This is a genomic window from Arthrobacter sp. zg-Y769, assembly GCF_020907405.1.
GTDB lineage: Bacteria > Actinomycetota > Actinomycetes > Actinomycetales > Micrococcaceae > Arthrobacter_B.
Map to the genome: position 1 here is coordinate 510,748 of NZ_JAJJOE010000004.1, position 19,384 is coordinate 530,131.

General features: G+C 66.1%; 19 protein-coding genes and 1 riboswitch. Of the genes, 4 read left to right on the forward strand and 15 right to left on the reverse strand.

What is annotated here, in order from left to right; genetic code table 11:
- Positions 1-128: 128 nt before the first annotated feature.
- Together LOC60_RS04665 and ctaD are read right to left on the reverse strand one after the other, a co-directional pair.
- Positions 129-593 carry a DUF4383 domain-containing protein gene (locus LOC60_RS04665; RefSeq protein WP_230022712.1) on the reverse strand — a complete coding sequence of 155 codons (465 nt, stop codon included), beginning with the start codon at positions 591-593 and terminating at the stop codon, positions 129-131.
- Positions 594-721: 128 nt separating this feature from the next.
- Complete coding sequence (ctaD, locus tag LOC60_RS04670) at positions 722-2,476, reverse strand: aa3-type cytochrome oxidase subunit I (RefSeq protein WP_230022715.1); 1,755 nt, start codon at positions 2,474-2,476, stop codon at positions 722-724.
- 199 nt (positions 2,477-2,675) lie between these two features.
- Here ctaD and LOC60_RS04675 point away from each other — a divergent pair, with 199 nt between their 5' ends.
- Positions 2,676-3,446, forward strand: coding sequence for an SDR family oxidoreductase (locus tag LOC60_RS04675; protein WP_230022717.1), 771 nt, complete (start codon positions 2,676-2,678; stop codon positions 3,444-3,446).
- Between the two features lie 62 nt (positions 3,447-3,508).
- Positions 3,509-4,156 (forward strand): hypothetical protein, encoded by a 648-nt coding sequence (locus LOC60_RS04680; protein ID WP_230022720.1) that lies wholly within the window; start codon positions 3,509-3,511, stop codon positions 4,154-4,156.
- Between the two features lie 10 nt (positions 4,157-4,166).
- On the opposite strand, the gene LOC60_RS04685 is transcribed toward LOC60_RS04680, so the two are convergent.
- The 8 genes from LOC60_RS04685 to gcvP form a co-directional block, all read right to left on the reverse strand.
- Entirely contained in the window at positions 4,167-4,589 is a 423-nt protein-coding gene (locus LOC60_RS04685) for a ChaB family protein (RefSeq protein ID WP_230022722.1), read from the reverse strand.
- Positions 4,582-4,797: a hypothetical protein gene (locus LOC60_RS04690; protein WP_230022725.1), complete on the reverse strand. Its 216-nt coding sequence runs from the start codon at positions 4,795-4,797 to the stop codon at positions 4,582-4,584. Before LOC60_RS04690 ends, LOC60_RS04685 begins: the two co-directional genes overlap by 8 nt.
- Before the next feature lie 156 nt (positions 4,798-4,953).
- On the reverse strand, positions 4,954-6,528 hold the full coding sequence (locus tag LOC60_RS04695) for an alanine/glycine:cation symporter family protein (protein WP_230022728.1): 1,575 nt from the start codon (positions 6,526-6,528) through the stop codon (positions 4,954-4,956).
- Between the two features lie 106 nt (positions 6,529-6,634).
- Positions 6,635-8,050: an L-serine ammonia-lyase gene (locus tag LOC60_RS04700; protein WP_230022730.1), complete on the reverse strand. Its 1,416-nt coding sequence runs from the start codon at positions 8,048-8,050 to the stop codon at positions 6,635-6,637.
- A 10-nt stretch (positions 8,051-8,060) separates the two neighbouring features.
- On the reverse strand, positions 8,061-9,368 hold the full coding sequence (gene glyA, locus LOC60_RS04705; RefSeq protein ID WP_230022733.1) for a serine hydroxymethyltransferase: 1,308 nt from the start codon (positions 9,366-9,368) through the stop codon (positions 8,061-8,063).
- Positions 9,365-9,742: a glycine cleavage system protein GcvH gene (gene gcvH / locus LOC60_RS04710; protein WP_230022736.1), complete on the reverse strand. Its 378-nt coding sequence runs from the start codon at positions 9,740-9,742 to the stop codon at positions 9,365-9,367. Before gcvH ends, glyA begins: the two co-directional genes overlap by 4 nt.
- Positions 9,743-9,998: 256 nt before the next feature.
- Positions 9,999-11,129: a glycine cleavage system aminomethyltransferase GcvT gene (gcvT, locus tag LOC60_RS04715; RefSeq protein WP_230022738.1), complete on the reverse strand. Its 1,131-nt coding sequence runs from the start codon at positions 11,127-11,129 to the stop codon at positions 9,999-10,001.
- Positions 11,130-11,141: 12 nt separating this feature from the next.
- The gene (gene gcvP / locus LOC60_RS04720) at positions 11,142-14,000 is read right to left on the reverse strand and encodes an aminomethyl-transferring glycine dehydrogenase (protein ID WP_230022739.1); all 2,859 of its coding nucleotides are present in this window, start codon (positions 13,998-14,000) and stop codon (positions 11,142-11,144) included.
- A gap of 147 nt (positions 14,001-14,147) precedes the next feature.
- Positions 14,148-14,253: riboswitch (glycine riboswitch) on the reverse strand.
- A gap of 303 nt (positions 14,254-14,556) precedes the next feature.
- On the opposite strand from gcvP, the gene cycA reads away from it, so the two are divergent.
- Positions 14,557-16,041: a D-serine/D-alanine/glycine transporter gene (cycA, locus tag LOC60_RS04725; protein ID WP_442860373.1), complete on the forward strand. Its 1,485-nt coding sequence runs from the start codon at positions 14,557-14,559 to the stop codon at positions 16,039-16,041.
- On the opposite strand, the gene LOC60_RS04730 is transcribed toward cycA, so the two are convergent.
- From LOC60_RS04730 to LOC60_RS04750, 5 genes are read right to left on the reverse strand one after another with little or no spacing between them, the layout of a single operon-like run.
- Positions 16,038-16,661, reverse strand: a complete 624-nt coding sequence (locus tag LOC60_RS04730) for a hypothetical protein (RefSeq protein WP_230022743.1) — start codon at positions 16,659-16,661, stop codon at positions 16,038-16,040. The genes cycA and LOC60_RS04730 overlap by 4 nt on opposite strands.
- A gap of 28 nt (positions 16,662-16,689) precedes the next feature.
- Positions 16,690-17,304, reverse strand: a complete 615-nt coding sequence (locus LOC60_RS04735; protein WP_230022745.1) for a DUF6286 domain-containing protein — start codon at positions 17,302-17,304, stop codon at positions 16,690-16,692.
- The gene (locus tag LOC60_RS04740; RefSeq protein ID WP_230022746.1) at positions 17,301-17,702 is read right to left on the reverse strand and encodes an alkaline shock response membrane anchor protein AmaP; all 402 of its coding nucleotides are present in this window, start codon (positions 17,700-17,702) and stop codon (positions 17,301-17,303) included. Before LOC60_RS04740 ends, LOC60_RS04735 begins: the two co-directional genes overlap by 4 nt.
- Entirely contained in the window at positions 17,699-17,878 is a 180-nt protein-coding gene (locus tag LOC60_RS04745) for a hypothetical protein (RefSeq protein WP_230022748.1), read from the reverse strand. Before LOC60_RS04745 ends, LOC60_RS04740 begins: the two co-directional genes overlap by 4 nt.
- Positions 17,879-17,908: 30 nt before the next feature.
- Positions 17,909-18,463 carry an Asp23/Gls24 family envelope stress response protein gene (locus tag LOC60_RS04750; RefSeq protein ID WP_230022751.1) on the reverse strand — a complete coding sequence of 185 codons (555 nt, stop codon included), beginning with the start codon at positions 18,461-18,463 and terminating at the stop codon, positions 17,909-17,911.
- 213 nt (positions 18,464-18,676) lie between these two features.
- On the opposite strand from LOC60_RS04750, the gene LOC60_RS04755 reads away from it, so the two are divergent.
- A complete protein-coding gene (locus tag LOC60_RS04755; RefSeq protein ID WP_230022754.1) occupies positions 18,677-19,321 on the forward strand; it encodes an RNA polymerase sigma factor in 645 nt (214 codons plus the stop codon).
- Positions 19,322-19,384: the final 63 nt, after the last annotated feature.

The following is a 19,384-nucleotide window of genomic DNA, read 5'->3' on the forward strand; positions in this document are numbered from 1 at the left end:
AACCGGCCCTGCCGAACCGAAGCTGCTTAAACACAACAGCCGCCGCTGTTCCCGGCCCGGTGAGGGCCAGGAACCGCGGCGGCGGCTGGAAGTGTGTGCTGCGTCCTTAGCTGGACGCCGGCGGCTGCTTAGGCGCGGGTAGCCGTAGCATCCCGGCGGTCACGGGTCAGGGCCATGCCTGCACCGATCATGGCAACCGCGAGGAAGCCGTGCAGCCAGTTGTCAGCGGTGTTCAGCGGAACGAAGTTGGCAGCGGAATCGTGGCCGATGAACAGGCCGTAGACCAGCAGCAGTGCGTAGACCACGCCGCCGCCGATCAGGTAGTTGCGGGCACCGGAGACGGTGCGGGAGAACGCCAGGCCGGCAATACCGAACAGCAGGTGAACAATGTTGTGCAGCGCGGACACCTGGAAGATGCCCAGGAGCTTAGCTTCGGAGTGGTGGCCCGCGAAGGTCAGTTCACTGTAATTGGTGGTGGCGCCGGGGATGAACCCCAGGACGCCGACGAGCAGGAAAACGACGCCGAAGGCCAGCGCGGCCTTCTGGACGTTGGTGCGCCGGGTGGTCGCGGCTGTGTTGCCGTGGTTCGACATTGCCAGTACCTATCTTTAGTTCCCAACCCCTCGGAAAATACCGAAGGGACTTCTTGGAAACATAATAAGCATACTTACATTCGAAGTTCTAATTGCGGGTTTGCTCCCAATACTAAAAACCGCAAAGCCTATTGGCGGGGATCCGGGTTCCGCGGCTGCTCGCTGCCCATATCCGCGGCACCGAAAAGCTTTTCCGCCGGTGAATCCGTGTCGCTGTTCGCGCGGGCCATCAGCTCCGGATGATGGAGGTCCAGTGCCGGACGCTCCGAACGGATCTTCGGCAGCGAGGTGAAGTTGTGCCGCGGCGGCGGGCAGGAAGTCGCCCATTCCAGGGATCCGCCGAAGCCCCAGGGATCGTCTACCTCAACCTTCTTGCCGTGCCGCCAGGTGGCGTAGACATTCCAGACGAAGGGGATCATGGACAGCGCCAGAATTGCCGACCCGATGGTAGAGAGCTGGTTCATCCCGGTGAAATTGTCCTCCACCAGGTAGTCGGCATAGCGCCGGGGCATACCCAGCACACCGAGCCAGTGCTGGATCAGGAACGTGGTGTGGAAACCCAGGAAAAGCAGCCAGAAGTGAATCTTGCCAAGACGTTCGTTCAGCATCTTTCCGGTGAATTTTGGCCACCAGAAATAAAAGCCCGCAAACATCGCGAATACCACGGTCCCGAACACCACATAGTGGAAGTGCGCCACCACGAAGTACGTGTCCGAAACGTGGAAGTCCAGCGGCGGAGAGGACAGGATGATCCCGGTCAGTCCGCCGAAGAGGAACGTGATCAGGAAGCCGATGCTCCAGAGCATGGGGGTTTCGAACGTAATGGACCCCCGCCACAGGGTGCCGATCCAGTTGAAGAACTTCACCCCGGTGGGCACTGCGATCAGCATGGTCATGAAGGAGAAGAACGGCAGCATGACCGCACCCGTCACGTACATGTGGTGCGCCCAAACCGTCACCGACAGAGCGGCAATGGCGATGGTGGCGAATACCAGGCCCTTGTAGCCAAAGATGGACTTTCGGCTGAAGACGGGGAAGATTTCGGACACGATGCCGAAGAACGGCAGCGCGATGATGTAGACCTCGGGATGGCCGAAGAACCAGAACAGGTGCTGCCACAGGATGGATCCGCCGCGTTCGGGGTTGTAGATGTCCGCACCGAAGCGCCGGTCCGCACCGAGGGCGAACAGTGCTGCGGCCAGGGGCGGGAACGCCATCAGGACCAGAATCGCCGTCACCAGGGTGTTCCAGGTGAAGATCGGCATCCGCCACATGGTCATGCCCGGAGCGCGCAGGCAGATGATGGTGGTAATGAAGTTGACCGAACCCAGGATGGTGCCGAAGCCGGATAACGCCAGTCCGAAGACCCACAGGTCACCGCCGAGGCCGGGGCTGAACGCAACGTTGGACAGCGGGGTGTAGGCGGTCCAGCCAAAGGACGCGGTGCCCTGCGGGGTGATGAACCCGGACAGTGCAATCAGCGAGCCGAACAGGAAGAACCAGAACGCGAGGGCGTTCAGGCGCGGGAACGCGACGTCGGGCGCCCCGATCTGCAGCGGCATGATCACATTCGCGAAGCCGGCGAAGAGCGGAGTGGCGAACATCAGCAGCATGGCTGTGCCGTGCATGGTGAAGAGCTGGTTGTACTGCTCCCGTGTCTGAAGGATCTGCATTCCCGGCTCAAACAGTTCGGCACGGATCAGCAGTGCCATCACGCCCGCCAGCGAGAAAAAGACAAAGGACGCGATCAGGTACATATACCCGATGGTCTTGTGGTCGGTGGAGGTGAGCCAGCTGACGACGATCCGCCCTCTGGACACCGGAACCACCCGGGGTGCTACAAACGTTCCGTCCGGTTCCGCGGTGTATTTCACTGTCGACATGGAACTATCCCGATCCGCCGAAGGGTACTGCCCTGCCAGGAACACGAGACTGTGCTTGGTATCGTATGGCGGCGGCGGACGGCCCGCCAGCCCCCCGCGGCAATCCAGAGGCAGGGGCGTGCGCGTTGCCTCCGAATGGCGCCGACCACCAATCCCGGAACCGGTGCCGCGAAGAGGCGGGGCAGGGCACAATCGATAGATGGACAAGCAGACCCCTTCGCCCGAAGCGCCCCGGACCGCAGTGATTACCGGGGCCGGCTCGGGGATTGGCCGTGCCACGGCCCGTGCCTTTCTGGCTGCCGGCTTCCGGGTGGTCCTGGCAGGCCGCCGTGAGGCGGAACTGCGGGAAACCGCTGACGGTTCGGAAGCGGCGCTCGTGGTGCCCACCGATGTCACCCTGCCCGACGACGTCGAGCGGCTTTTCGCTGCCGCCGTCGGTACGTTCGGGCGCGTGGATGTTTTATTCAACAATGCCGGGACGTTCGGCCCCACCGGCAGCATTGACGAACTGACCGTGGAGGACTGGAACCGCACCCTGGCGGTCAACGTCACCGGCACCATGCTGTGTTCCGCCGCCGCCGTAAGGCATATGAAGGCCCAGTCTCCGCAGGGCGGCCGGATCATCAACAACGGCTCCATCTCGGCGCATACACCGCGTCCGCTTTCCGCAGCGTATACGGCCACCAAACATGCCGTGACCGGCCTGACCAAGGCAATCGACCTGGACGGGCGCCCCTTCGGCATCACCTGCGGCCAGATCGACATCGGCAACGCCGCCACCGACCTGCTCACGGGAATCGGCGGCGGCCAGGGCGCGCTGCAGGCCGACGGCACCCGGGCCGTGGAACCCTCATTCCCCGCGGCAGAAGCTGCGGCTGCCGTGCTGTTTATGGCCTCCGCTCCGGCGTCCGCGAATGTCCGTTCCCTCGTGGTCACCGCCGCCGGCATGCCCTTCGGCGGCCGCGGCTAGGGTTGTTTCCTCCCGGGAGCCTTTGCGGCGCGCACGGCGGTTCAGCACTTATGCTGATGGTCATGGGGAAACAGAACACCGGGCCCGGGTATTGGCGGGCGGCACAGGACAAGCTTGAACTCTTTGAGCGGAACCCGAGCGAACCGGCGCCGCCGTTCCGGCTAAGCGGCGGGTGGGTGGCACTGTGGGTTTTCCTGCTGCTGTTCGGCGGACTGATGGCATACCTGGGGATCGACTCCCTGCAGACCGGAAGGCCCACGAGGCGGGGCGAAAGCGTGTCGAGCTCATGGATCTTCGTCATCCTCGGGCTCTTCCTTATGTCCGTGCCTATCTGGCACTACCCGCAGATCCGCAAGGACTGGGGGCGGCAGTATCCCAGAATGACCGTCACTGGCTCGGGCGTGAACTTTCATGTGATGGTGACGCCGCTTTCCCTTGCCTGGGAAGACGTCCGCGGGTTTCGGGTGGAGCGCACCGGCCGCAGGGACAAGCTGGTCGCGGACCTCAACTCACCGCACCCCAACCCGGAGAAGAAGGGTCCCGCCCAGGTCACCTCCTTCACCGACATCTCGTGCATCGAACCGCACAGCACTGCCTACGTCCTGAACTATCTGCGCACCGGGGTAGCCGCCCGCGCAGCGGTTGGATCGCTCCGCTCCGAAGCGGAAATCAACGCAATCATGGCCAGCGCAGCCCCGGCAAAGCGCTAGGCAACCGTTCCTAGCCCTCCCGGGCGTTCCGGGTCTGTTTCTCACTGGCCTTCTGCAGTGCCTCCACCAGCTCGTCCTTGGTCATCTTGGAGCGGCCGGAGATCTCCAGTCGGGACGCGAGTTCATACAAGTGGTCCTTGGACGCGTTCGCGTCCACTCCCCCGGCGGTGTCCCCGGACGAGTTGCGGCCTCCGGCTGCCCGGGCGTCGGAGGGACCCTTCTGCTCCTTTTCCTCCCAGTGGTCACCCACTTTTTCGTGGGTGTGCTTGAGGGAGGCATATGCCGTCCGGGCGGCCCGCTCGCCGTCGCCGTACTCCTCCACCGCGGAATCGTAGGTCTTGGCGAAGGTGTCCTGGGCCTTGGAATCCGAGCGCTGCAGGGTCGAAGGCAGTTCGCTCGCTACAGCGTGGTCGTTTCCGCCGGTCTTAGGCATTCTCGTCCCTGTCCCTAGTGCCGGTTTCGACTCCGTTCGGGTCCATTGCCTCCAGCACCTCGTCCGGATCGGTGTCGTCCGGCAGTGGTTCGGGCTGGCGCCATTCCGAGAGATGGCCCGGGCGCGTGGTCTTGGTCAGGTCCTCAGTCTCGAGCTTCAGCTCCTCATCGAGGCGGCGCCCGTGGGTGCTGTTTCCGCGTTCAGCCATGATGCGTTCCTTCCGGTCCGTCGGCAATAAGCGTCCTTACGGTCTACCACCCTTCCCAGCGGTCCCTCAACCCAAAACTCCCCCGCCGCTCCCGGCAGTGCACGGGAGGGGCGGAGGAGTTTCTGCAGGACCGGGGCCGGCTACCCCAGGTGCGGTTTAGGCGGTGGCGGCGGCGTCCTTGATGTCGTCCTCGTCAATGCCGAGCATTTCCAGCTTTCCGCTCTTGCGGTCCGCCAGGTACTCCTTCATTTCCTTCTTGATCACGGGCAGCAGCAGGTAAACGCCGAGCAGGTTCACGAACGCGCAGACAAAGAGGGCGGCGTCGGCGAAGCTGATGACCTGGCTGAAGGACAGGACACAGCCGGCCACGGTGAAGAGCAGGAAGATCACCTTGTAGGCGATTTCCCGGCGACGGCCGCGGCCGAAGAGGTATTCCCAGGACTTCAGGCCGTAGTAGGACCAGGTGATCAGGGTGGAGTAGGCGAAGAGCGCCACGGCAATGGAGAGCACGATCGGGAACCACGGCAGGACGGTGGCGAAGGCATCGGAGGTGAGGATTACGCCGTCGGGCGCGGCGCCGCCGCCCTGGACCTGGTCAATGCCTGCCTGCAGGCTGGGGGTGGACGCCATGATGATGGCCAGGGCGGTCATGGTGCAGATCAGCACCGTGTCCACGAGCGGTTCGAACAGCGCCACGAAGCCTTCGCTGACGGGCCGGCGGGTCTTGACCGCCGAGTGCGCGATGGCTGCGGAGCCGACGCCCGCCTCGTTCGAGAAGGACGCCCGCTGGAAGCCGACGATCATCACGCCGATGATGCCGCCCGCGAAGCCCTCGGGACGGAAGGCGCCCTCGATGATTGCGCCGAAGGCTGCCGGGACGTTCTCGAAGTTGACGATGATGACGAACAGGCAGGCCACGATGTAGATGCCGGCCATGGCAGGCACCAGCTTGGACGTGGTTGCACCGATCGACTTGATGCCGCCCAGAATCACCACGGCCACCAGGACAGCCAGGACCAGGCCGAAGATCAGGGCTGCACCCGCGCTGCCGAGGAGGCCGTCTTCGCCGCCGGTGACGTTCTGAATCTGCGCGAAGGTCTGGTTGGCCTGGAACATGTTTCCGCCGGCCACGCCGAAGATCAGGATGGCGACGGCGAAGATTCCGGTGAGGATTTTCGCCGGCCACCGGCCGAAGCGGGCAAAAGCCACCGGCAGGTACTTGAACGGACCGCCGCTGATGGAACCGTCTTCATGGACCTCGCGGTACTTCACGCCGAGCGTGCACTCCGCGAACTTCGAGGCCATGCCCAGCAGCCCGGCCAGGATCATCCAGAAGGTCGCACCGGGGCCGCCGAGCGCCATGGCCGCGCCGACACCGGCAATGTTGCCCAGGCCGACGGTGCCGGAAAGGGCGGAGGTGAGGGCCTGGAAGTGCGGCACCTCGCCCGGATCATCCTTGGAGGAGAATTTGCCGCGGACCACCTGGATGGCCACCTTCAGTCCGCGGAACTGGATGAAGCCGAAGTAGAAGGTAAAGACGATGCCGGCGATGATCAGCCAGGCGACGACGGCGGGGAAGCTGAAGTCGCCGATGGTGATCGGGAAGAACACAATCCCGGAGAACACAGCAGTAATCGGTTCGAAAAATGAGTTGACGGCGGCGTCTATGGTGCCGAGCAGCCCACCGTCCTCCGATGCCGGTGCCATGGAAACTGCCCGTGCTGCGTTCATTGGTTCGAACCCCTGTTTCAAGTAAGCGTGCTGTCGAATGCGACAACATAGCCTCGCTTAACCCAGTGGTATTGCACAAATCACACTCTGTACGTGAGACGGACCGTCAGCACTCCACCACATTGACGGCCAGGCCGCCGAGCGCGGTTTCCTTGTATTTGGAGCTCATATCCCGGCCGGTTTCCCGCATCGTCACAATCACTTCATCCAGCGAGACGCGATGCTCGCCGTCGCCCCAGAGCGCCATTTTGGCGGCGTTCACGGCCTTCGCAGCACCGATGGCATTGCGCTCGATGCAGGGCACCTGCACCAGCCCGCCGATCGGATCGCAGGTCAGGCCCAGGTTGTGCTCCATGGCGATCTCGGCGGCGTTTTCCACCTGTTCCGGGGTACCGCCCAGGATCTCGGCCAGACCGGCGGCGGCCATGGACGACGCCGATCCCACCTCGCCCTGGCAGCCCACCTCCGCGCCGGAAATGGAGGCCTGCTCCTTGTAGAGCACCCCCACTGCGGCGGCGGCGAGCAGGAAGCGGACCACGACGTCGTCGCGCTGCTCGGGCGTGGCGTTCTCCATGCCCGGCCCGTAGTGGGTGGCGTAGAACATCACGGCGGGAATGATTCCTGCGGCACCGTTGGTGGGCGCGGTGACCACCCGTCCGCCGGACGCGTTTTCCTCGTTGACGGCCAGCGCCACCAGGTTGACCCATTCCTGCCAGAACTTCGGGTCCCGGTCCGGATCCTCGGCACGCAGCCGGGTGTGCCAGGCCGGAGCCCGACGCCGGACCTTCAGCCCGCCGGGCAGCAGGCCGGTGCGGCGGATGGCGGAGTTCTTGCACTCCTCCATCACGTTGCGGATATGCAGCAGGCCGGAGCGGATGTCCGCCTCGGGCCGGGACACCAGCTCGTTGGCCAGCATCACCTCGCTGATGCTCAGTCCGCTGCCGGTGCAGTGCTGCAGCAGCTCGACGGCAGTCCGGAAGGGGTACGGCAGGTCAGACTTGCTGGCCTCCAGTTCCAGTGCATCCGCCCGCTCTTCACCCTCGCGGACAATGAAGCCGCCGCCCACGGAAAAGAACGTGGCTTCGTGGACTGCGGAGCCGTCGGCGGCCAGGGCCGCGAACTTCATGCCGTTGGTGTGCCGCGGCAGCACGGTGAGCGGGTGCAGCACAATGTCCGCTTCGCCGTATTCCAGCGGGCAGGCCACGGCGCCGGGAACCTGCGCGCAGAGCTGCAGTTTCCGGGTCGCCTCGATATCGGCCAGCCGCTGCTCCACCTGTTCGGGCAGGATCAGTTCCGGGGCGAACCCTTCCAAGCCCAGCAGCACCGCGGTCATGGTGCCGTGGCCGCGGCCGGTTGCCGCGAGCGAACCGTACAGGTCCACGCGGAGGCCGGCGACGGCGGCCAGGCTGCCGGCGTCGACCAGCTCCTCCGCGAACACGGCAGCGGCGCGCATCGGGCCCACCGTGTGGGAGCTCGATGGGCCGATGCCCACGGTAAACAGGTCAAAAACGCCGACAGCCAAGGGGTATTTCCTAACGGTTTGCAGCAGCGGGGGCAGCGGCGAGATCCGCCACCTCCGGGTACAGCGGGTGGGCCTGCGCAAGGGCGGTGACGCGCTCGCGCAGGGGCGCCAGGTCTGAGTCCCCGCGTGCGATGAGGGCCTGGGCAATGATGTCTGCAACTTCACGGAACGCGTCTTCGCCGAAGCCGCGGGTGGCCAGGGCGGGGGTGCCGATCCGCAGGCCCGAGGTCACCATCGGCGGCCGCGGATCGAACGGCACGGCGTTGCGGTTCACGGTGATGTCGATCTGCGCCAGCCGGTCTTCGGCCTCCTGGCCGTTGAGGGCCGCGTTGCGCAGGTCAACGAGCACCAGGTGCACGTCGGTGCCGCCGGAGACCACCGAGATGCCTGCGGCTGCGACGTCGTCGGCCAGCAGGCGTTCGGCGAGGATCCGTGCGCCGGTGAGCGTGCGCTCCTGGCGTTCCCGGAATTCGGGGGTGGCGGCGATCTTGAAGGCGGTGGCCTTGCCGGCAATCACGTGTTCCAGCGGGCCGCCCTGCTGGCCGGGGAACACTGCCGAGTTGATCTTCTTGGCAATGTCGGCGTCGTTGGACAGGATGATGCCGCCGCGCGGTCCAGCGAGCGTCTTGTGCGTGGTGGTGGTGACCACGTGGGCGTGCGGCACGGGGCTGGGGTGCAGTCCCGCGGCCACCAGGCCGGCGAAGTGGGCCATGTCCACCATGAGGTAGGCGCCGACTTCGTCCGCGATGCGGCGGAACTCGGCGAAGTCCAGCTGGCGGGCGTAGGCGGACCAGCCGGCCACGATCAGCTTGGGCCGGTGCTCCTTGGCAAGGGCCTCCACTTCGGCCATGTCCACGCGGTGGTCCGCTTCGGACACGTTGTAGGGAACGACGTTGTAGAGCCGGCCGGAGAAGTTGATCTTCATGCCGTGGGTCAGGTGTCCGCCGTGCGCCAGGGACAGGCCCAGGATGGTGTCCCCGGGCCGGATCAGGGCGTGCATCACCGAAGCGTTGGCCTGTGCGCCGGAGTGCGGCTGCACGTTGGCGAAGCCCGCGCCGAACAGGGACTTGGCCCGGTCGATCGCCAGCTGCTCAATGACGTCCACGAATTCGCAGCCGCCGTAGTAACGGCGCCCCGGGTAGCCTTCGGCGTACTTGTTGGTCAGCACCGAGCCCTGCGCCTCCATGACGGAAACCGCGGTGTGGTTCTCGGAGGCGATCATCTCCAGGCCCTGCTGCTGCCGGCGGAGCTCGTTATCGATCTGCTCCGCGACCTCGGGGTCGACTACCGCCAGGGAATCGTTGAGGTAATCGCTCACAGGTCACCGCCGTTCTTCTCTGCGTATTCCTCGGCACTGAGCAGTGCGCCCTCGGCCGTGGCGTTCACGGTGAAGAGCCAGCCGGCGCCGTACGGGTCCTCGTTCAGCAGGGCCGGGTTGTCGATGGCCTCCTGGTTGATCTCCACGATTTCGCCGGACACCGGAGCGTAGAGGTCCGAGACGGACTTCGTGGACTCAACCTCGCCGCAGGTTTCGCCCGCCGTGACCGTGTCGCCGACGGCGGGCAGGTCAACGTAGACGACGTCGCCGAGGGCGTCTGCAGCGACGGCGGAAATGCCGACGCGGACGGGGCTGGAGGAGTCTACCCACTCGTGTTCGGCGGAATAGCGGAGTCCTGCGTTTACTTTGCTCATCTTGGGCCTCTCGGGAAGTCTTGGTTGTTTCGTTCTCTAGGTCAAAGTCTAGGTCGGGGCGCCGGAAGCGCGGCATTCTGCCGCCCTTAGACACCTCGCTCGTTCCTCGCTCGGCGATGCGGGCTACACAGAATGCCCCGCGTCCGACCCTTTACATCGCCTCACCAAAGCATCCACCCACTTACGTGAGCCGCTCTCAGGCCTGCCGCACCACATGACCCTGCGCCGCCGCCAAAAGCGTCTTTTGTCTTTGGCGTTACTGCTTGCTGCGCTTATAGAACGGAAGCTCGACAACCGTGAAGGATTCGGGCTTTCCACGGAGGTCCACTGAGAGGGTGGTGCCGGGTTCCGTGTAGGCCTCATCCACGTAGGCGAGGGCGACAGGGAAGCCGAGGGTGGGGCTGGGAGCGCCGGAAGTGACTTCTCCGATGACCGTTTCGCCGTCGCTGCTGAGCACCGGGTAGGAGGAGCGGGCGGAACGGCGGCCGGAGCCCTTCAGGCCCACGAGGCGGCGGGCAGGCCCGGCGGCCTTGCGGGCTTCGAGGGCGGAACGGCCCACGAAGTTGCCCTCCTTGGAAAGCGCGACCACGGGTCCCAGGCCGGCGGCGTACGGGTCCGTGTCCAGCGTGAGTTCGTTGCCGTACAGCGGCATCCCGGCCTCCAGGCGGAGCGAATCGCGGCAGGCCAGGCCTGCCGGAATCAGGCCCCGGCCCTCCCCGGCGGCGAGCAGCACAGACCAGAGGGTCCCGGCGTCGTCGTTGGGGACGTAGATCTCGAAACCGTCCTCGCCGGTGTACCCGGTGCGGGCCACGAGCAGGTCCAGGGTGCGCTCCCCCGCCCGGATGCCCACGGTGGCGGCGGCGTAATACTTCATCCCGGTGACGGCCTCGGCCTGCTCGGCAGGGACCAGTTCCAGCAGGATGGCTTCGGCCGCCGGACCCTGCACGGCCACCAGCGAGGTTTCCGCCGAGACGTTGGTTACCGTGACATCGAAGCCCTCGGCGCGGGTAGACAGTTCGGCGGCGACGGTGTCCGCGTTGCCGGCATTGGGCACCACCAGATAGGAATCCTCCGCGAGCCGGTAGCTGATCAGGTCGTCGATGATCCCGCCGTCGTTGTTGGTGATCAGCGAGTACTTCGCCCGTCCGGTCTTCACCGCGGAGAGCTTGCCGACCAGGGCATAGTCCAGGAACGCCCCGGCGTCGGGCCCGCTGACCTCCACCTCGCCCATGTGGGAGAGGTCGAACAACCCGGCTGCGCTGCGCACGGCCTTATGTTCGGCCAGCTCGGAGCTGTATTTGAGGGGCATCTGCCAGCCGCCGAAATCGGTGAAGGAGGCACCCAGGCGTTTGTGCGCTTCGTAGAGCGCCGTGTACTTCTCAGTCATGGGGTCTTCCTTCTAGTTTTCGAAGTCTTCGATGGGCGGGCAGGAGCAGACCAGGTTCCGGTCTCCGGCGGCGCCGTCAATGCGGCCCACCGGCGGGAAGTACTTGTCCATACGCAGGCTGCGCAGCGGGAACGCGGCCTGTTCGCGCGGGTAGTCGCGGTCCCATTCGTTGGCTGCGACGACGACGGCGGTGTGCGGAGCGTTGCGGAGCGGACTGGCCTCGAGGGTGAAATCCCCCGCCGCCACCTGGTCGATTTCTGCGCGGATGGCGATCATGGCGTCGATGAAGCGGTCCATCTCGCCCAGGTCCTCGGACTCGGTGGGTTCCACCATCAGGGTGCCGGCCACCGGGAAGGACAGCGTGGGGGCGTGGAAGCCGTAGTCCACCAGGCGCTTGGCCACGTCCTCGGCGGTGACACCGGTCCGGGCCGTCAACTCGCGGAGGTCCAGGATGCACTCGTGCGCCACCAGGCCGCCCTTGCCCGTGTACAGCACCGGGAAGTATTCGTTCAGGCGGGCTGCCACATAGTTCGCTGCCAGCAGCGCATGCTTGGTGGCGCTGGTCAGGCCCTCGCCGCCCATGAGGCTGACGTACGCCCAGGAGATGGGCAGCACGCCGGCGGAGCCGAACCGGGATGCAGAGACGGGAATGTCCTCGCCTCCGGTCCAGGTGGCGGCGTCACCGGGCATAAAGGGCGCCAGATGCGCCTTGGCCGCCACGGGGCCGACGCCGGGGCCGCCTCCGCCGTGCGGGATGCAGAAGGTCTTGTGCAGGTTCAGGTGGGACACGTCGCCGCCGAATTCGCCGGGCTGGGCCAGGCCGACCAGGGCGTTGAGGTTGGCGCCGTCAATGTAGACCTGGCCACCGGCCTCGTGGACGGCTTCGCAGACGTCGCGGACGTCGTCGTCGAACACCCCGTGGGTGGAGGGGTAGGTGATCATAATGGCGGCGAGGTTCCCGCGGTTCGCGTCGATCTTCGCCCGCAGGTCCGCGTGGTCGATGGCGCCGTCAGCGGCGGTGGCCACAACCACCACCTTCATGCCGGCCAGGACAGCGGAGGCGGCGTTGGTGCCGTGCGCGGACGCCGGAATCAGGCAGACGTTGCGCTGCACGTCGCCGCGCGAGTGGTGGTAGCCGCGGATGGCCAGCAGGCCGGCCAGTTCACCCTGGGAACCCGCGTTGGGCTGGATGGAGACGGTGTCGTAGCCGGTGATGACCGCGAGTTTCTCTTCCAGGTCCGCAATCAGTTCCCGCCAGCCCTCGGTCTGGGAATCCGGGGCGAACGGGTGGATGGAAGCGAACTCCGGCCAGGTCATTGCCTGCATTTCGGCGGTGGCGTTCAGCTTCATGGTGCACGAACCCAGCGGGATCATGGTGCGGTCCAGGGCCAGGTCCCGGTCCGAGAGGCGGCGCAGGTAACGCAGCATCTGCGTTTCGGAGCGGTAGGAGGAGAACACCGGGTGGGTCATGAACTCCGAGGTGCGCAGCAGTCCGGCCGGCAGGTCGAAGCCTTCCGCGGATTCCGCCGGGGCCGCACCGAAGACGGCGGCCACGTCGGCGATGACGGCCGGCGTCGTCGTTTCGTCGGCGGAGATGCCCACGGTGTCCGCATCGATGCGGCGCAGGTTGATGCCCTTCGCTTCGGCGGCGGCAATGACCCCGGCGGCGCGGCCGGGGACGCGGGCGGTCACGGTGTCGAAGAAGGACTCGTGCAGCAGTTCGACGCCGGCGGTTTTCAGCGCGGTTGCCAGGCTCCGGGCGGAGTCGTGGGCGCGGCGGGCAATCGCGGTGAGCCCGGCAGGCCCGTGGTAGACGGCGTACATGGAGGCCACAATGGCCAGCAGCGCCTGGGCGGTGCAGATATTCGAGGTCGCCTTCTCCCGGCGGATGTGCTGCTCGCGGGTCTGCAGCGCCAGGCGGTAGGCGGGGGTGCCGGCGGAATCCTTGGAGACGCCGACCAGACGGCCGGGCAGGGACCGCTCCAGGCCCTTGCGGACGGCCATGTAGGCGGCGTGTGGTCCGCCGTAGAACAGGGGAACGCCGAAGCGCTGCACGGAGCCGACGGCTATGTCGGCGCCCTGCTCGCCGGGAGGGGTGATGAGGGTCATGGCCAGCAGGTCGGCGGCGACCGTGACGAGCGCTCCGCGTTCCTTCGCGTCGGCAATCAGGGAGCTCTGGTCGCGGACCACGCCGGAGGCACCGGGCTGCTGCAGCACGACGCCGGCCAGCTCGCCGTCGGGCAGGCCGTTGCCGAGGTCCGCAACAATGACATCGAAGCCGAGCGCCTTGGCCCGGCCCTTCACCACGGCAATGGTCTGCGGGAACAGTTCCGAGTCCAGCACGACGGCGGCGTTGCCCTTTGACTTGTTGGACCGGCGCATCAACAGCACCGCTTCCGCGACGGCGGTGGCTTCATCGAGGAGGGACGCGTTGGCGATGGGCAGCGCGGTGAGGTCCTGGACCATGGTCTGGAAGTTCAGCAGCGCTTCGAGCCGGCCCTGGGAGATTTCGGGCTGGTACGGGGTGTAGGCGGTGTACCAGGCGGGATCCTCCACCACGTTGCGCAGGATCACGGGCGGGGTGTGCGTGCCGTAGTAGCCCTGGCCGATCATCTGGACGGCCGTTTTATTCCTGCCGGCAATTCGGCGCAGGGCCGCGAGGGTTTCCTCCTCGCTCTTCGCCGGGTCCAGGACCAGCGGGAAGTTCTGGCGGATGGCGGCGGGGACGGCCATGTCCACCAGTCCGTCGAGGGAGTCGTAGCCGACCGCCTTGAGCATGGTCTCGACGGCATCGGCACGGGCACCGATGTGCCGGTCCGCAAAGGCCGCGGCGGAGGGGGCGGTGGAGGTGGAGGACGGTTCTACAGACATAAGAGGCTCCAGGAAAGGCAGACGGGGGTACGTCGACGACGACGGCTCCTCCCCGCTCTGTATTGGACCTGAGAGATTCCGCGGGTGTACTTCCGCTTGCACCGTCGGTGAGCCTCCGGCACGGCCGGGACTGCTTTCCAGAGTTGCCTCGCTGTGGCGGTACGGGGGCCTGAGAGATTCCCGGGGAGGGTTTGCTCCTACGGCGCCCGCCGATGCTGATGCGCATCCGGCGGAACTCTCCCGCCACGGCTGATAAAGGCATATTCAGTTGGAACTGCTGGTGTGACAGAGCCAACCTTAGCCTGCACCCGGTGCCTCCTCAACCCTCGAACACACCCGGGCACGGGGCCCCGCGGGCGTCCGGGAACGCAGCCGCACCCCGTGTGACCTGCAACGTCACATCCCCGGGAATTTGACGGGGCCTGTCGACGGCTTCCAAACTGAAATGTCGGCGGTGGCGCCAACATCCAGGGGCCGCCTCTTAGGGCGGCATAGGCGATTACGGCGGACGAGCTGCCGGCGGGTGCCTAATAGAAGGATTTCAATGTCTGAGCGCATGACCCGCCCACCAAGCGGCAGCCCTGTTACCGCGCCGCAAAACAGCGCCGAAGAACCCCACCTCGCCCGTTCCCTGTCCAGCCGGCACATCCAGCTGCTGGCCATCGGCGGTGCCATCGGCACCGGACTGTTCATGGGGTCCGGCAAGACCATCTCCGCGGCCGGCCCCTCGGTGATCTTCGTCTACGCGATCATCGGCTTCATGCTCTTCTTCGTGATGCGGGCCATGGGCGAGCTGCTGCTCTCCAACCTCAACTACAAGTCCTTCACCGACTTCTCCGCAGACCTGCTGGGCCCCTGGGCAGGTTTCTTCACCGGCTGGACCTACTGGTTCTGCTGGGTGGTCACCGGCATTGCGGACGTGGTCGCGATTGCCCACTACGTCACCTTCTGGTGGGGCAATGCTCCCCTGTGGATACCCGCCCTGACCTGCATAGTGGTCCTGCTCGCACTGAACCTGCCTACGGTCAAGGCCTTCGGGGAGACCGAATTCTGGTTCGCGCTGATCAAGATCATCGCCATCCTGACGCTCATCGTGGTGGGCCTGGTAATGATCCTGACCGGCTTCACGCACGGCGACGGGGTCACCGCCGGCTTCGGAAACCTCTGGGAACACGGCGGCTTCTTCCCCACCGGCCCCATGGGCTTTGTTGCGGGGTTCCAGATTGCCGTGTTTGCGTTTGTCGGCATTGAACTCGTGGGCACCACCGCAGCGGAGACCAAGGACCCGGAAAAGAACCTGCCCCGGGCCGTGAACTCCATTCCGATCCGCATCCTGCTCTTCTACGTAGGCGCCCTGGTGGTGCTGATGGCCGTGATTCCGTGGAACGAATTCAGCGCCGATGAAAGCCCGTTCGTGGGGATGTTCACCCTGGCCGGGCTCGGCACCGCCGCAGCCATCGTGAACTTCGTAGTGCTGACTTCCGCGGCATCTTCAGCGAATTCCGGGATATATTCCACTTCGCGTATGGTTTTCGGCCTGGCGCAGGAGGGCGACGCACCCCGGCCGTTCGGCCGCCTCTCCCGACGCAAGGTGCCCCAGAACGCCCTGTTCTTCTCCTGCACCTTCCTGCTGGCCGGCGTCGCCCTGCTGTACGCGGGCGAATCCGTCAGCGCGGCATTCACCCTGGTGAGCACCATTTCGGCCCTGTGCTTTATGTTCGTCTGGTCCATCATCCTGATCAGCTACCTGGTGTACCGCAGGCGCCGGCCGCAGCTGCATGAGGCGTCGAAGTTTAAGATGCCCGGCGGCGTCGTGATGGCCTACGTGGTGCTGGCGTTCTTCGCCTTTATCCTCTGGACGCTCACCACCAAGGCCGACACCCTGCAGGCACTCCTCGTGACCCCCGTCTGGTTCATCCTGCTGGGCATCATCTACGCCGTCCTGCGGCGGACCCCCGTGCATCAGGCGCGGGTGGCGGCACACCACGACGACGTCGCCCGCGAGCGCGCGGCGCTCACCGCCGCGCAGACGGGCTCCTAGTACACCACCGTCCCCCGGGAGCTGACCGTGGCGCCGCCTCCCGGGGCGCCGGCTTTACTGCTGGCGTCAATCTCCAGTCCGAAGGTGTTCAGCGGCACTTCCAGGGCGGAGACCAGGTGCGGCACCACCTCCTGCTGGATCCGGGCGATCACGCCCTGCACGTCCGCATCGGAATTAACCGTGACCTTCATGGCCAGGTCCGGTTCGTCCGCGGTGCCGCGCAGGCGGACCGTGGAGCCCACCACTCCGGGCAGCTGTTCGGTCTCATGGCTGACGGCAGAGGCCAGCACCTGCGGATCACACACGGTGACGCCGTGCGCCGGATCTTCCTGTAGACGGAAGGTTCCCGCCGCACGGGCACGGGGAATCTGGGCCAGGAGCCACCACAGCCCCAGGATGCCCAGGATCACCCCGGCCAGCAGCATGCCCCACGGTGCGTACTCACCCGACAGGAGCCCCTGCCCGCCGGACAGCACCCGGTCCGAACGGCCCGGACTGCCGCCGATCAGGCGCTCCAGGGTTCCCGCGGCGATAAGTACCGCCGCCACTCCGGCGGCGAGGAACAGGATGCCGAGGATAATCAGCCACGTCCGGTTGGCTCTTCCTGAGTGATGTCTCATTGCCCCTGCCTTCCGCTGCCGGTCCCCATCAGTCCCGTGTCCGGACGGAGGCCGTGACCTCCGGTACGGGGTCCAGTCCCGTGGCGGCCAGGCGTGAACGCACGCCGTCCACCACCCAGTGCTGCACATCGGAGGTGCCGTGCAGCGCCGTCGTCACGTCCAGGTGGACTTTGCGTGAGGACGCCGTCGCGGAGGCGGAAGCCACCCCGTCAATGTGGTCGCACGTGGAGGCCGCCAGCCGCGCAACCGCGCGCCGGCTCATCACCACGGTTTCCCCTCCCCGGACCGACGGCACCCCGCCGGATTCCCCCGCCCCGGGCATCCCCGGCATATTCACCGGCTTAGCCCGCAGCGGCAGTGCGGAGAAGTCTCCGGGGATCATGCCGCACAACAGCAGAACCAGCCCGATCAGCAGCAGTACTACGGCACCGGTCCAGCCCCGGGTGCTGTCCCATCCGGTCTCGGCGAGCCAGCGCAGCGGTTCCGTTACGAAAACCGGCCAGCTTCCCTGCACCAGGCGGACGACGGCGGCCCAGACCAGTCCCACGCCGACGGCCAGCATCAGGACGGCGGAAATTGTTGCGGGAACGGAACGGCTGGGGCGGCGGCGCATGGACACCGGGGGCGGGACCTTCGGATTCATTGCAGTTTCCTTCGGCCGCGTAGCTCCCGCTGAGGGGGCTTGAGCCAGGAAACCGTGATGTCCACCTGCCTCACCTGGACTCCGGTCAGCTCGGTTACCCGTTCGGTGATCCGGCGGCGCAGCTGCTCCGTTGCCTGGCGCAGGGGCATCGGATAAGGAAGCCCCACGGTGACCTTCAGGCTCGCGATGTTCCCGGCCAGTTCCACACTGGCGTCCGGCCGTGCGGATAGGTCCCCCCGGCTGCCGATCCCCAGGAATCCGCCCGAGCTGCCGCCCGCAAAGGTTTCGTCCCGGGCTACCTGGCTGGCGGTTTTCTCAAGCACCCGCCGGGCCAGGACGGTTTCACCGCGGTCATCGACATCGCGCGCCAAACCCGGCGATGCCGAGGGAATGCTCATCGGCTTGACGCTTTACCGAGCATTCCCGCAACGTCCACCTTCCCGTCTGCCACCAACCCCACCAGGAGTCCGATCAGGCCAAACAGGACCGTGATCAGGAAGGCCAGCCAACCACCGAAGGCCAGCACTATTCCCAGTACCAGCCCGATTACCAGACACCACCGCGTTGCGGACATGGAGTCCTCCTTTTGGTTGTTGTGCGGCCTTTACTCCAGGCTCTTGGACTGGCTGGGGGCCGGCTGCTCGTCCTGGTCATCGTTCTCCTCCGGCAGGTGGACGTCGGTGACATTCACGTTCACCTCCAGTACTTCCAAACCCGTGGCGTTTTCCACCGACCGGATGACGTTGCGCCGGATGCCCTGGCTTACCTCCACCACCGAGAAGCCGTACTCCACCACTATGCTGACGTCGATCGCGGCCTGGCGTTCGCCCTTTTCCACCGTGACGCCGTTGCTGACGTTGGTCTGGGATCCCGGGATCCGTTCGGTCATGGAGCTGAAGGCCCGCCGGGCGGCATTGCCCATGGCGTACACGCCCGGCACCTCCCGGGTGGCCATCCCGGCCAGCTTCTGCACCACCGTTTCCTCGATGGTGGTATCGCCCCTGGGTGTGTGCAGCGGCCCGCGCTGGGTGTCGGCGGGCGGTGACCCCTGGGAGGCCGCCTGCCCCTGGCCGGAGCCCTGCACCGTCTGCACACCCTGGGTGCCCTGCGGATTGGTCGTAGCGGACGTTGCCCCCGCTGCCTTTGACGGATCTGCCATGGGAATCATCTCCTGCGTTCATTGCGGATGGTTCATTGCGGATGCACCGCGCACGCCCCTTACCGAGGTAATGACGCGCAGGGACGGGGATCGTCACGCTGGAACGGTAAGTTCGCTCAACTTTCCCCCGGCCCGGTCCGCGGTATTCCGTCACAGTCCCCGTTCTGGGAGAATCGGCGCAGGTCCGGCCGCTGCCGGACAGGACAGGACACCATGGCAGGATCCGAGCTGCCGCAGGCGGCGCACAACGGCAGGATTTCCCCGCCCACCCGATCGGGGAACAACGGGCATACCGATGAGGCGGCCCTGGTCGCGCGGGCCCGGGACGGCGACCTGCCTGCCTTTGAGTATCTGGTGGCGATTTACCAGCGCAGGCTGTTCCGCCTTGCCTACCGCATGCTTCGGGACCGCGGCGACGCCGAGGACGTCGTCCAGGACACCCTGGCGGCCGGCTGGCGGATGCTTCCGACCCTGACCAGGGAGGAGGCTTTCGGCGGCTGGATCTACCGCACGGCCACCAACCGGTGCCTGGATGTCCTTCGGCACCGCACTGCCCATCCCCAGGACCTGCCGGGCGCCGACCCGCTGGCCGATGCGGCCGCCGTCGTCGCAGCCCGGGAGTCGGTCCTGGAATCGGATCCGCACCACACGGCTGAGGTGGCGGCGGAACTGGAGACGCTGCGGCGGGCCCTCGCCCTGCTTCCTGCGGATCAGCGGGCCTGCTGGCTGCTGCGTGAAATCCATGGCCAAAGCTATGCGGAGATCGGTGCTGCGCTGCGCATCAGCCCGCAGGCGGTACGGGGACGGCTGTCCCGGGCCCGCGAACACCTGGCAGCAGCCATGGCGCAGTGGCACTGATCCCGTGCAGTTTCCCTTGTAATTCCACTTCCCAGACAATAATATCCACGATACGGAAGAAGT